8 protein-coding genes and 2 tRNA genes are annotated in these 13,656 nt (G+C 69.6%); 1 reads left to right on the plus strand and 9 read right to left on the minus strand.

Going from position 1 to position 13,656, the window contains the following annotated elements; translation table 11 throughout:
- Window positions 1–69 precede the first annotated feature (69 nt).
- From ACIQWX_RS42525 to gltX, 5 genes are all read right to left on the minus strand, one after another.
- On the minus strand, window positions 70–1,326 hold the full coding sequence (locus ACIQWX_RS42525; protein WP_400883997.1) for a sialidase family protein: 1,257 nt from the start codon (window positions 1,324–1,326) through the stop codon (window positions 70–72).
- A gap of 797 nt (window positions 1,327–2,123) precedes the next feature.
- A tRNA-Glu gene (locus tag ACIQWX_RS42530) sits at window positions 2,124–2,196 on the minus strand.
- A gap of 102 nt (window positions 2,197–2,298) precedes the next feature.
- Window positions 2,299–2,370, minus strand: a tRNA-Gln gene (locus ACIQWX_RS42535).
- Window positions 2,371–2,428: 58 nt separating this feature from the next.
- Entirely contained in the window at window positions 2,429–3,163 is a 735-nt protein-coding gene (locus ACIQWX_RS42540) for an HAD family hydrolase (RefSeq protein ID WP_400884349.1), read from the minus strand.
- Between the two features lie 202 nt (window positions 3,164–3,365).
- The gene (gene gltX / locus ACIQWX_RS42545) at window positions 3,366–4,844 is read right to left on the minus strand and encodes a glutamate--tRNA ligase (RefSeq protein WP_400883998.1); all 1,479 of its coding nucleotides are present in this window, start codon (window positions 4,842–4,844) and stop codon (window positions 3,366–3,368) included.
- Between the two features lie 95 nt (window positions 4,845–4,939).
- Between gltX and ACIQWX_RS42550 the strand changes: the two genes are divergently transcribed.
- Window positions 4,940–6,190, plus strand: coding sequence for an FAD-dependent oxidoreductase (locus ACIQWX_RS42550; protein ID WP_400884000.1), 1,251 nt, complete (start codon window positions 4,940–4,942; stop codon window positions 6,188–6,190).
- Here the strand turns inward: ACIQWX_RS42550 and ACIQWX_RS42555 are convergent.
- The 4 genes from ACIQWX_RS42555 to ACIQWX_RS42570 form a co-directional block, all read right to left on the minus strand.
- Entirely contained in the window at window positions 6,187–6,957 is a 771-nt protein-coding gene (locus ACIQWX_RS42555; RefSeq protein ID WP_400884002.1) for a fumarylacetoacetate hydrolase family protein, read from the minus strand. The two genes, ACIQWX_RS42550 and ACIQWX_RS42555, sit on opposite strands and share 4 nt — an antisense overlap.
- 4 nt (window positions 6,958–6,961) lie before the next feature.
- Entirely contained in the window at window positions 6,962–8,593 is a 1,632-nt protein-coding gene (gene cimA / locus ACIQWX_RS42560; protein WP_400884004.1) for a citramalate synthase, read from the minus strand.
- A 249-nt stretch (window positions 8,594–8,842) separates the two neighbouring features.
- Window positions 8,843–9,883 (minus strand): 3-isopropylmalate dehydrogenase, encoded by a 1,041-nt coding sequence (locus ACIQWX_RS42565; RefSeq protein ID WP_400884005.1) that lies wholly within the window; start codon window positions 9,881–9,883, stop codon window positions 8,843–8,845.
- A gap of 229 nt (window positions 9,884–10,112) precedes the next feature.
- Window positions 10,113–13,475, minus strand: coding sequence for a S8 family peptidase (locus ACIQWX_RS42570; RefSeq protein ID WP_400884006.1), 3,363 nt, complete (start codon window positions 13,473–13,475; stop codon window positions 10,113–10,115).
- Window positions 13,476–13,656 lie beyond the last annotated feature (181 nt).

Genomic DNA, 13,656 nt, shown 5'->3' on the forward strand with positions numbered 1-13,656 from the left:
GGGCAGGCAAGGTCCGGTCTCGCTCGATCGACGAGGCGTACGAATGGACCGGCACTGCGCCACCGCCGGTCAGGAAAGCGTGACCGTCGCACTCCACAGCCGGTCGTCAGTGGTGTGCGGGTAGGTGTAGGCGCCCGCGCAGCCCCAGCCCGACTGGCAGTTGTCCCCCATCACTTTCGCGGTGCGCGGCCCGGTGACCGCCACGCCCTGGTAGCCGCTGGACCCCAGCGAGTCGCACGGGTGCACGCCGTAGCCGCCGGAGCAGCCGGTGGGCAGGTTGTCGTAGAAGCTGTGGACCGTGGTCCACGTCGTGCCGCCGTCGTAGCTGAACGTGATCTTGTTGCGCGGCCGCCCGAACACGAGCATCAGCACGCCCTGGTCCATGGTGTGCAGCACCGGGTTCACGCCCCGTACGGCCGTTTCGTCCGCGGCACCGGGCACCTTCAGCGCGTACGCGGCGCCCCAGGTGGCCGCGGCGAGGTCGGTGGCGGAATTCACCGGGCCGGTGGTGACCCGGCCGAGCAGCCGGCTGTAGGCGAGCCCACCGGACATCTCGTCGAGCCGGGTCACCATGAGCAGGCGGCCGTCGGCGCGCCGGGTGACGGCGGCCTCCGTGTAGTTGTAGGTGCCGGACAGGAAGACCGTCGACGCCCGCTTCCACGCCGTGCCGTCGTGGTTGCCCGACAGCAGGTACGCCGCCGAGAGGGTGCTCTGGTGCGCCGCGTAGAACGGCACGACCTGGCTGCCGTCGGGCAGGGTGAGCACGCCCTGGAAGAGCCGCCCGGTACCGGAGCTGATGGTGCCGCCGGTGAAGTCGAGATCGGCGCGGCTCGGGCGCCAGCTGGCCCCGCCATCGGCCGAGGTCCACCGGACCGCGTACCGCTTCCCGGCCGCGTCGACCCGGCCCAGCTCCTCGACCGCGACGAGGTCGCCGTTGGTGGCGGTGAAGACGTTGCCGACCTTGGCGAACTGCGCGTCCGCGGAGTTCAGCAGCGGCCCGCCGGTGCGGGCGTCGAGCGCCGCCTGCCACTTGCCGGCGTCGTCCTGGTATTCGATGCGCAGCTTGACAGCGGGATCGCCGTCGGCGCTGACCTGGAAGCTGCGGACGAACCGGTGACGGGTCACCCCCGCCGCGTCGGTCCAGGTGACGTACTGCAGCGACGGCATGGCCCGGTACTGCCGGTTCGGGTCCTGGGGCTCGACCACCACCGCCCCGTACGTCGCCTGCAGCGCCGCGGTCGTGCCGGTCGTGGCTTCGGCCGGGCCGGTCCACACCAGCGCGCTCGCCACCGTGCCCAGGACGATGGCAAATATTCGTTTTTTCACCGATTTCCCTTCACCGTGCGATCCCCCGGAATGCGCACGCTCCAGCGGGCTCCCCGGTTTAGGCCGGGCTTCCGGTGTTTTTGCCGGGGGAAGTCACGCGGGGAGGTTGGCTCTCGAGAGGTCGTGACGGCGGCAACACCGGCGGGGTCCGGGGTGCGGACGCTGATCCCGGCCCGCTACCGGGGGCGGGTGGAGATCGCGGTCAACGGGACCTGCTGGGCCGGCGCGGTGCTCGGCACGATCGGCACGTACATCCTGCTCGGGGCTCGGTCGGTCATCCGATGCTGGACGGGATCCTCTATTGCGACGAGCTCAAGGACTCGCCTTCCCCGATGTCGTTGTCCATCCAGGTCAGCTCAGCCGCCGCAAGCCCGCGCTCACGCCAGCCGGCGCACCGAGCGGACGCCAGCGCAGCTGCCCAATCCAGATCAAGGTTGCCGAGGTCGATACGCCGCCCACAGCAACGATGCCCAGCGCGCCCTTCTCCACACATCGGCTGCCACAGCGGCCTTTCACGACGGCGAATATCCGCTCATGCTGCGATGCGGGCGTTGAGGTGGGAACCCGACACCTCCCGTCGAGGCGTGAGTTCCCCGCTCTCTACGAGCTGTTCGAGGCACCCGACTCCGTGTCCACGTCCACCGCGGGCAGTGAGGTCACGATCACAGTTGAACTACCTGTCGATCACTTACCCAAGTCAGCGCAAGCTGCGTAAAAGGATCTCCGACGCCATGCCACCCAGAACACCAAAAAGTCCGCCTGACCTGGGTCAGACGGACTTGAGTGGTAGCTGTTTGTACCCCCGATGGGATTCGAACCCACGCTACCGGCGTGAGAGGCCGGCGTCCTAGGCCGCTAGACGACGGGGGCTTAGGATCTTTCCCTGGTTTCCCAGGGGCTTTTCTGTTTTTCTTGCTGGAGAGAACTTACCAGAGGCGATTTCTCGCTCTGCAGGGGGGTCACTCTCCGCAGCTGGGGTACCAGGACTCGAACCTAGACTAACTGGACCAGAACCAGTCGTGCTGCCAATTACACCATACCCCAGTGAGGTACCGCCGACCCGGAGAAGCTCCGCCGGTTCAGCACCGCACGAGGAGAAATACTAGAGCACGCCGTTCCGCACCGTGAAAGCGGGGGTCCCACTCACGCGCTGGGCCGGGACGCCGATCGTCGCGTACTCCGAAACCAGCAGCTCAGGCAGCTCGGCCAGGCCGGCGACGCGGTGGACGCCTTCGGGGACGCGCTCGCCGATGGCGTCGCGGTCGAGCCAGACCGCTCCCAGTCCCGCGTCGCGGGCGCCGATCGCGTCCGTGTCCAGTTTGTCCCCGACGTGGACCGCTTGGGACGGTGCGCAGTCCAGGCCTAGGCAGACCGTGTGGAACATCACCGGATCGGGTTTCGCAACGCCCAGTTCGCCCGCGATGGCGACGTGGTCGAAGAACGGTGCCAGCCCGAGGTCGGCGATTTTCTTGCGCTGGTGGACGCCCGAGGCGTTCGTCACGGCGGCCAGCATCAGGCCGGCCGCACGCAGCCACTCCAGGCAGTCGAGGACGTCTTCGAACAGCTGCCACGAGTGGTCGAGCAGCTCTCTTCGGCGACGCTCGAACGAGCTCACCTGCTCGGCGTCGGCGGAGATGCCGATCTCGGCGAGGAAGCAGTCGGTGCGCCGCTGGTGCATCGTCGCGTAGTCGAGCTCGCCGGCGACGACGAGGGCGACGTGCTCTTCGGTGATCAGGTCCCACAACGGCCACAGGTCGCCCCGGCCGGTCAGGATGTGGAGGCTGCGGCGGATCGCGGCCGTGCAGTCGATCAGGGTGTCGTCGATGTCCAAGCACACCAGGCGCAGCCGAGGCGGCGCCCAGGGCTCGGGCGCCGCCTCGGTGCGGGCGGTTCGCGACGGGGTCCGGGGTGCCACAGCGAAATCCACCCAGTGAGGCTAGGGCAACCGCCGCGTTCGCGACGCTGCCAAAGAGGTGATTGCCGATCCCCTGTTCCGGCGCACCGGTTCTACTCCCAGTTGGCGAACCGTCTTCTGTCGGTTATCCGACCAACGCGCGGCGAAGACGTCCCAGTGAGACGTCGCGGCCGAGCAGTTCCATCGATTCGTACAGCGGGGGTGAAACCGTCCGGCCGGTCACGGCGACGCGAACCGGCGCGAAAGCCTTGCGGGGCTTGAGACCCAGACCGTCCACAAGGGCGTCTTTGAGCGCCTCTTCGATCGCCGCGGTCTCCCACGACGGCAACGCCTCGAGGGCCTTGATCGCCGCGGTGAGCACCGGCCGCGCGGCCTCGCCGAGGTTCTTCGCCGCCGCGTCTTCCTCCGGCGCGAAAGCGTCCTCGTCGGTGAACAGGAAACGCACCATGGGCGCCGCGTCCGAAAGCACCGTGACGCGTTCCTGGACCAGCGGCGCGATCGCGTCCAGCCGGGCCAGCTGCTGCTCGCTCGGCGATTCCGGGAGGACACCCGCGGTAACGAGGTACGGCGTGACGCGCGAAACGAATTCGGCCGCCGGCAACGCGCGCACGTGGGTGCCGTTGATCGCTTCGGCCTTCTTGAGGTCGAAGCGCGCCGGGTTGGCGCTGACCTTGGTGACGTCGAAGGCCGCGATCATCTCCTCGACGCTGAAGACGTCGCGGTCGTCGGCGATCGACCAGCCGAGCAGGGCCAGGTAGTTGAGCAGTCCCTCGCGGATGAAGCCGCGGTCGCGGTAGTTGAAGAGGTTCGACGAAGGGTCGCGTTTGGACAGTTTCTTGTTGCCCTCGCCCATGACGTAGGGCAGGTGGCCGAACTTCGGCGTGAACTCCGCGACGCCGACGCGCTCCAGCGCCGCGTAGAGCGCCAGCTGGCGGGGCGTCGACGGCAGCAGGTCCTCGCCGCGCAGGACGTGCGTGATCTTCATCAGCGCGTCGTCGACGGGGTTGGTCAGCGTGTACAGCGGCTCGCCGTTGGCGCGCACGAGCACCGGGTCCGGGATCGTGTTCGCCGGGAAGTTGATGTCCCCGCGCACCAGGTCGTTCCACCCGAGGTCGGTGTCCGGCATGCGCAGCCGCAGCACCGGCGCGCGGCCTTCGGCGCGGTACGCCGCCACCTGCTCGTCGGTGAGGTCGCGGTCGAAGTTGTCGTAGCCCAGCTTCGGGTCCAGGCCGGCCGCCTTGCGCCGGGCCTCGACCTCCTCGTTGGTCGAGAACGCCTCGTACAGCTCCCCCGCTTCGAGGAGCTTCGCGGCGACGTCGGCGTAGATGGCACGCCGCTCGCTCTGGCGGTACGGCCCGTACTCGCCGCCGGCCTCGGGGCCCTCGTCCCAGTCGATGCCCAGCCAGCGCAGCCCGTCGAGGAGCTGCTCGTAGGACTCCTGCGAGTCGCGCGCGGCGTCGGTGTCTTCGATCCGGAACACCAGTTGACCCTGGTTGTGCCGGGCGAAGGCCCAGTTGAACAGCGCCGTGCGGATCAGCCCGACGTGCGGGGTGCCGGTCGGCGAAGGACAGAAGCGCGCGCGAACCACCGATGTCTCACTCATAGCCCGATCAGCGTATCCGTCGCCACAACGCTTGACGCCGGGGACCGGTCCGGGGCATCCTCGGTTTATTCAACAAGCGATGAATAGATGGGGAGATGGTGGAGATGACCGAGCGCACGGGCTGCGTCGTCATCGGTGGCGGGCCGGCCGGGATGGTCACGGGACTCCTGCTGGCGCGGGCCGGCGTCGAGGTGACGGTGCTGGAGAAGCACGCGGACTTCCTGCGCGACTTCCGCGGGGACACGGTCCACCCGTCGACGCTCACGCTGCTGGACGAGCTGGGCCTCGGCGAGAAGTTCCACGCGCTGCCGCACAGCGAGCTGACCGCGGCCGGGTTCCCGAAGGAGGACGGCGAGCTGATGAAGCTGGCCGACTTCACCCGGCTGAAGGTCCCCCACCCGTACATCGCGATGGTGCCGCAGTGGGACTTCCTCGACCTGCTCGCCGAAAGCGCGCGCAAGGAGCCGACGTTCGTCCAGCGGATGGAGACCGAGTGCACCGGCCTGGTCCGCGAACACGGCCGCGTCGCCGGCGTCACCTACCGCACGGCCACCGGCGAGACCGGTGAAATCCGGGCCGACCTGGTGATCGCCGCCGACGGCCGCTGGTCGCTGGCCCGCCGCGAAGCCGGCCTGGTGCCGCGCGAGTACGACTGCCCGTTCGACGTCTGGTGGTTCCGGCTCTCGCGCGGCGACGGCGAGGCCGGGAACATGCTGCTGCCGAAGATGCGCGACCGCCGGTTCGCGGTGCCGCTCCCCCGGCCGGACTTCTACCAGGTCGCCTACCTCGCGCCGAAGGGCGAAGACCTCCGCGCCCACGGCATCGAGGCGTTCCGCGAGAACGTCACACAGATCTGCCCGGAGTTCCACGACCGCGTGCACGAGCTCGAGACGATGGACGACGTCAAGTTCCTCGACGTGCGGCTCAACCTGCTGCGCAAGTGGCACGTCGACGGGCTGCTGTGCATCGGCGACGCGGCGCACGCGATGTCGCCGATCGGCGGCGTCGGCATCAACCTGGCGGTGCAGGACGCGGTCGCGGCGGCGACGCTGCTGGCCGAGCCGCTGCGCCGGGGCCGTCCGACCCCGGACGACCTGGCGAAGGTGCGCTCGCGGCGGCTCGCGCCGACGTTGATGGTGCAGGGGCTGCAGCGCCTGATGCACCGGACCGTCGTGCGCGGGGTGATGAGCGGCAAGCGCAACGGCCCGCCGCTGCCGATGATCAAGGCGTTCGCGCGCTTCCCGCGGCTGTCGTACTTCCCGGCCCGGCTCCTCGGCCTGGGGCTGCGGCCGGAGCACGCTCCGGCGTTCGCCCGGCGGCCGATGGAGCCGGCGGTGCAGAACTAGACGTTCTCGACCGGGTTGGTCAGGGTGCCGATGCCTTCGATGGTGATCGAGACGCTCTGGCCACCCTCGATCGGGCCGACGCCCTCGGGGGTGCCGGTGAGGATGACGTCGCCGGGCAGCAGCGTCATCACGCCGGAGACGAACTCGACCAGCTCGGGGATCTTGTGGACGAGGTCGGACGTGCGGCCGTCCTGCTTCAGCTCGCCGTCCACCTCGGCCTTGAGCGAGAGGTCGGACGCGTCGAGCGACGTCTCGATCCACGGGCCGAGCGGGCAGAACGTGTCGAAGCCCTTGGCGCGGCCCCACTGGCCGTCGGACTTCTGCAGCTCGCGGGCGCTGACGTCGTTGGCGATCGTGTAGCCGAGGATCGCGCTCGCGGCGCGCGCGGCGGGCACGTTCTTGACGGGCTGGCCGATGACGATGGCCAGCTCGCCCTCGAAGTCGACGCGGCCGACGTCCGACGGACGGCGGATCGGCGCGTTCGGGCCGACGACGGTGGTGGACGGCTTGAGGAACAGCATCGGGGCGCTGGGCACCTCGTTGCCGAACTCGGCCGCGTGCTTGGCGTAGTTGCGGCCGACGGCGATCACCTTGGACGGCAGGATCGGCGCGAGCAGCCGGACGTCGGCCAGCGGCCAGCGTTTGCCGGTGAAGTTGGGGTTGCCGAACGGGTGCTCGGCGATTTCCAGGACCTGGGCGTCGTCACCGTCCCCTTCGACCGAAGCGAACGCGACTCCACCGGGATGAGCAATACGGGCTAGGCGCACTGCGTCAGTCTACGTCCGCGCTGCGCGTGACCGGGGCCACGGTGGTGCTCTTGTGCACCAGCGCGTCGCAGAGGGCCAGCCAGCTGGCCTCGACGATGTTGCCGTGCACGCCGACGGTGGTCCACTCGCGTTCGCCGTCGGTGCTCTCGACCAGCACGCGCGTCACCGCGTCGGTGCCCGGGTGGCCCTGGAGGATGCGGACCTTGTAGTCGGCCAGCTCCACACTGTCCAACCAGGACAGGTGCGGGGACAGCGCCTTCCGCAGGGCGGCGTCGAGGGCGTGCACCGGTCCGATGCCCTCGGCGGTGGCGATGACGCGCTGGCCGCCGACGTGCACCTTGACCGTGGCCTCGGAGACGACCTCGGCGTCGGCGCGGTGGTCGAGGACCACGCGGTAGGACTCGAGTTCGAACGGCGCTTCGGCCGGAACGTCGGCCTCGGCGCGCAGCAGCAGTTCGAGGGAGGCGTCGGCGGCCTCGAAGGACCAGCCTTCGGATTCGAGGCGCTTGACCTTGGTGATGGCGCTCGTCAGCGCCTCGGGCCGGCCGGCAAGGTCGACCCCGAGCTCACGTCCCTTGAGCTCGAGGCTGGCCCTGCCGGCCATCTCCGTGACCAGTACCCGCATGTCGTTGCCGACGGAAGACGGATCGATGTGGTTGTACAGCAACGGATCCACCTTGATCGCGCTCGCGTGCAGTCCCGCCTTGTGGGCGAAGGCCGACGCCCCTACGTAAGCCTGGTGGGTGTAGGGGGCGAGGTTGGCGATTTCGGCAAGGGCATGGGAGACCCGGGTGAGCTCGGCGGCGCCTCCGGTCGGGAGGACGTCCATGCCGAGCTTGGTCACGAGGTTCCCTGTCACGGCGAAGAGGTCGGCGTTGCCGGCCCGTTCCCCGTAACCGTTGGCGGTGCACTGGACGTGCGTCACGCCGGCCTGCACCGCGGCGACGGAGTTCGCCACGGCGCAGGAAGTGTCGTCCTGACAGTGGATTCCGAGGCGGAACCCGGTTTTTTCCTTGATGGTCCTGACGGTTTCGGCGAGGCCCAGCGGCAGCTGGCCGCCGTTGGTGTCGCAGAGGACGAGGACGTCGGCCCCCGCGTGGGCGGCGGCGTCGAGGACTTTGAGGGAGGTTTCGGGGGAAAACGCGTAGCCGTCGAAGAAGTGCTCGGCGTCGAGGAAGACCCTGCGCCCTTCTTTGGTCAAGAATGCGACGGTGTCTTCGACCATGGCACAGGCTTCGTCGACGTCGACGCGGAGGGCGCGTTCGATGTGCCGCAGATCGGACTTCGCGACGAGGGTGACGACGGGGGCTTCGCTGTCGAGAAGGGCCCGCACCTGCGGATCGGCCTCGGCGGTGGTGCCGGCCTTGCGCGTGGCCCCGAAGGCGACGAGGGCCGCGTGGTTCAGCTTGAGTTCGCCTTTCGCCGCGCGGGCGAAGAACTCGGTGTCCTTGGGGAGCGCCCCGGGCCAGCCGCCTTCGATGAACCCGACGCCGAGCTCGTCCAGCAGCCGCGCGACGGCGAGCTTGTCCTGGACGGAGTAGGAGATGCCTTCCCGCTGAGCACCATCGCGAAGGGTGGTGTCGTAGAGGTGGAAGGCATCGCCGAGCGGCGTATCGGCGGGCTCCTGGCGGGTCACGGTCTTCTCCCAATCGTTTCGTGGCAACAAAAAAACCTCCCGCATGGGTGCGAGAGGTTGCGCGCCGGGTGCTCTTGTGGAGCTATCGTCCGGCGCGCTCGATGATAATGATCGCGAAGCTGGTCACGGTCGCATCATGCCACAGGGGTTCGGGCGAAGTCCACAAGATGGGTCAAGCTCCCACCATCCGGGAACACCCCACGCACGAAAAAGCCCCGCACCACCAGGGTGCGGGGCTTCTCCGGAAATTCAGCCCGCGGTGCGGACGTTCGACGACACGAGTGCCGCCAGCCGATCCCCGATAGCCGTCGTAGCACCGGGAGAAGACTGATCCCGAGTAGCCAGATCGAAAGCCACCGAAGCCTCGATCCGCCGAGCAGCCTCCTTCTGACCCAAGTGGTCCAGAAGCAGCGAAACCGACAACACCGCAGCGGTCGGGTCGGCGAGCCCCTGCCCGGCGATGTCCGGCGCCGAACCGTGCACCGGCTCGAACATGCTCGGGTTCCGCCGGGTGATGTCCAGGTTCCCGCTCGCCGCCAGCCCGATCCCGCCGGTCACCGCGGCCGCCAGGTCCGTGATGATGTCGCCGAACAGGTTGTCCGTCACGATCACGTCGAACCGGGACGGGTCCGTCACCAGGTGGATCGTCGCCGCGTCCACGTGCGAGTAGGCGACCGTCACCTCCGGGTGCTCCAGCGAGACCTCTTCCACGATCCGCGACCACAGTGAACCCGCGTACTCGAGCACGTTGGTCTTGTGCACCAGCGTCAGGTGCTTGCGGGGCCGGCCCTCGGCGCGGTTGAACGCGTCCGCGACCACGCGGCGGATGCCGAACGCCGTGTTGACGCTGACCTCCGTCGCGATCTCGTGCTCGGTGTCCTTGCGCAGCAGGCCACCAGTCCCCGCGTACGGGCCTTCGGTCCCTTCGCGCACCACGACCATGTCGACGTCGCCGGCGTCGGCCAGCGGGCCCCGGACACCCGGGTACAGCCGCGCCGGGCGCAGGTTGACGTGGTGGTCCATCTCGAACCTCAGGCGCAGCAGGAGGCCGCGCTCGAGGATGCCGCTCGGCACGCTCGGGTCGCCGACCGCGCCCAGCAGGATCGCGTCGTGCTGGCGGAGCTCGCCGAGGACCGACTCGGGGAGCAGCTCGCCGGTCGAGTGCCACCGGGCCGCGCCGAGGTCGTAGTTCGTGATCTCCGCCGTCGGTACTACTTCGCCGAGCACCTTCAGCGCCTCGGAGACCACCTCGGGCCCGATCCCGTCTCCTGGGATCACCGCGAGCCGCATCCACACACCTCCGTCGACCGGACCACCGGCCGCACCGATGGCCCACCGCAACAAAACGCCAGCAGCCGGAAGGTTACCGGCCGTAGACAAACGGCCGTAGCCGCACCACCCTTATGCCGCATCCTCCCGCAGGGTGAGACACCCGATCGGGTGAACACGGGCAAGGGCGCCCCCGGTGGATACCCACCGAAGACGCCCCTGACCCCGCACTGATCGATCTTGACCGGGACTAGCGGTGACCAGCCCCGATCGGCTGACGCTCGTTCCCCGGCCGGGCGCCCTGGGCGGCGTCCACCTTGACCACGTTCGCCCGGTTCCCCGCGGCGTTGTGGTGCTCGATGGCGAGCAGCCCGAGCGCCTTGTCGGCCGCGGCCGAGGCCGCGTTGCGGTTGACGACCAGCGCCGTCCCCGGCTTCGCGACGTAGCCCAGCGCGGCGTCGCCGCCACCCTGCACCGAGTAGCCCGGCGCGAGCGCGTCGAACGAAAGCGGCGTGCCGACGTAGTCGATCAGCCCGTTCGTCGTGCCCGGCGCGACGTAGAAACCGCTCACACCGACCGTGTAGGAGATGCGGTGGCTGTCGGCGTTGGCGTCGATGCCCAGCGCGGCCAGCGAAACCGGCAGGGTGACCACGTTCGTGTCGAACACGTTCGTGTCCACGTCGCCGAGCTGCCCGTTGACGGCCTGGACGTCCACCTGCGGGAAGCCCGGGGTCAGCGCGACAGTGACGGCCAGCAGCACGTCCGTGGACGTCGCCTTGGTCACGTAGGTCTCGAAGTCCGGCGTCCCGTCCCCGGTGGTGTCGATGTCGACGAACGGCGAGGTGTTGCTGCCGATGTTCGCCCAGTCGCCCCAGGTGGACAGGCCGAACGCGAGGATCGCGTTCTCCGGCTCACCCTGCTCCTTCGCCAGCGGAGCGGTGGAAGCCGCGCCGATGTAGCGGAGGTCGCCGCCCTTGGCCGTGGTGTTCACCGTGCAGTCGGTGACCACGTCCGCGTCGCACTCGGGCAGCTGCGGGGACTCCGCCTGCAGCTCGAGCACGCTGATCAGCGAGCGGTACCGCTGCGCGCCGCTGCCCTGGTCGACGCCCTTGCCGGTCAGGTTGAGCACGGCCTGGGTGGCGTCCGGGGCGAACTTCACCGACTGCGGCGTCGAAATCGTCGACACCGGCTTCGGCGCGGAGTAGACCGAAACCCGCAGCGGCACCTTGGCGCCGCTCTTCGGCGTGAAGGCGACGCGCCCGGAAGCGTCCGCGACGAACTGCCGCGCCAGGCCGGCCTGGGTGGCCTGCATGGTCGGGTCCATGACCTTGCGCAGTGCCTTCGGGTCGGTGATCTTCAGCGTCACCTTGACCTTGGCGGTGCCGCGCGGGGTCAGCTTCACCGTCTGCTTGTCCACTGTGTACTCGACGCCCGGCAGCGCGTTGACCGCCTGGTAGGCCACCGAGTACTCGGCCGCCGTGACGCCCTTGTTGACGAGCTTGATCGTCTTCGACAGCGTCACCGGCCCGGAGGCCTCGACCGTGCCGAAGCTGACGCTGACCGCGCCCGGGTCGTCGACGACGTAGGCGAGCACCTGGTTGTCCAGCGCCGCCTTGGCGTCGATCCGGCCGCTGCCGACGCGTTGGGGCGCGTAGGTGTGGCCCGCGCCGTCGGAGACGTCGTGGCCGGCGGTGTCGACGACCGACGCCTTGACCTCTTCGACCGACCAGTCCGGGTGGGACTGGCGGACCAGCGCCGTGATGCCCGCGGTGTGCGGGGCGGCCATCGACGTCCCCGAAAGGACGGTCCGGCCGTTGCCGCTGCCGCGGAACGCCGAGGTGATCGTGTCACCCGGCGCGGCGACGTCCGGCTTGACGGCCGGGCCGCGGGTGCCGCGCGAGGTGAACGAGCTCGGGGTGTCCACGATCGTCTTGTCGTAGGTCTGGATCGAGGCGCGCCCGGCGCCGTAGAGCCGGACCTGCAGCGTGCCCGCGGTCAGCGCCGCGCGGACCGTCTTGGTCGCGGAGCCGGTGAACTGGAACATCGGGATCGCCGCGTTGCCCGCGATGCCCGCGCTGAAGTGTTCCAAAGTGGACGAAAGGAGCGCGCCCTTCGCCCCGGCGGCCTGCGCGTTGTTGGCGCGCGCGGCCGAACCGCAGGCGCGGGTCGAGTCGTTGTCGTCCCACTCCAGCCAGACGAACTTGCCGGCCGCCTTCGCCTTGTCCTCGGCGGAGTACGGCGCGCAGCCCGCGTTGTTCGCCGCCGACAGCGTGACGACCGGGGCGGTCAGGTTCAGCGTGTCGTAGCCGGTGTAGTTCTGGCTGTACTGCCCGGTCTTCTGGCTTTTGGCCGCGGTCGGCGCGGTGGCCTCGGCGGCGTCGCGCAGGATGCCCGCGTCGCGGGTGCTGGCGACGGTGAGCGCCTCGGGGGTGTTGCCCGGGGAGCCGGCGACGTCGTTGATGTCGCCGCCGTTGCCCGCGGAGATCACCGGCAGCACGTTGTTCGCGGCGAGCTTGCGCACGAACAGCGAGTCCGGGTCGTCCGGCGCGCCGAAGTCCGAACCCAGCGAGAGGTTGACGATGTCGAGGTGGTCGGTGAAGTCGCCGTCGCCGTCCGGGTCGAGGGCCCAGTCGAGCGCCTGCGAGGTGACGTTCGTCGAGCCTTCGCAGCCGAACACCTTGATGGCGTAGAGCAGCGACTTCGGCGCCGTGCCCGGGCCGATCTGCATCGCGTCGACCTTCTTGGCGTCCAGCTTCTTGTAGTCGCCCTTGAAGGTCTTGCCGTCCGCCGTGACGCCGAAGCCGCCGATGGTGCCGGCGACGTGCGTGCCGTGCTCACCGCAGGCGAGCGGGTTCGGGTCCGGTGCCGGGGTGGTCTTGCCCGGCGTCGCGGCGTCGTAGTCGTCGCCGACGAGGTCGGTGCCGCCGACGACCTTGGCGCTCGGGAAGAGCGGGGTCGCCTTGGTGCGGTCGACGCCGTTGTAGGCGGCCTTCGTGCCCGGGCCGCCGAAGTCGGCGTGGGTGTAGTCGATGCCGTCGTCGATGACGCCGACGCGGACGCCGTCGCCGAACTTGCCGGTCTGCTGCCACGCGGCGAGCGTGTTGGTCAGCTGCTCGGCGCTGGCGTTGGTGCGCGTCTTCGGCACGACCGTGCGCACCGAAACGACGTCCGCGCGCTTCGCGACTTCGCGCAGCTTCGCGGCGTCGGCCGTGACGACCACGCCGGGGACGGCGTTGGCGGTCTGGGTGACGACCTGCGGCTTGGCGTCGGCCGAGCGCAGCTGGCCCAGCACCGAGTTCACCGCGGCCGCGGTGTCGTCCTTGGCGACCCGGGCGGCGCGCTTGGCGGCCTCCTTGCCCTGGGGCTGCGCGGACGTGAACGCGTCGACGGCCGGCTTCTTGGCCAGCTCGACGAACGCGGTGACGCGGCCCTGCGCGGCACCGAGCCGGGGCGAAACCTTGCCCTGCAGCTTGGCGTCGTCGATCTTCGCCGGCGCCACGGGATCGGCGAGCGGGGCATCCGCCGCGCTCGCGACCGGCGCCCCGAGCGCGGCGGCGAGCACCACGGCGAAGGCCGCCGTGGTCGCGCGCGCGGGTAGGCGGGATCTGCTCATCAGTCGGCCCCTTACCCGAGGTCTTGACCCGAACCTGCCTGCCGCTCCTGGCACCCCCGACGGTGAAGCGCGGCACAGCGCCGTGCCCTCGACGGCGCGTGGTTCAACCTCGCGGGGAGAACTTAATGCCCCAAATCACCTACTTACGTAGGCAAAGGACTCCGTTACGTGAATGTGATTG

It is taken from the genome of Amycolatopsis sp. NPDC098790, from assembly GCF_044759945.1.
Lineage (GTDB): Bacteria > Actinomycetota > Actinomycetes > Mycobacteriales > Pseudonocardiaceae > Amycolatopsis.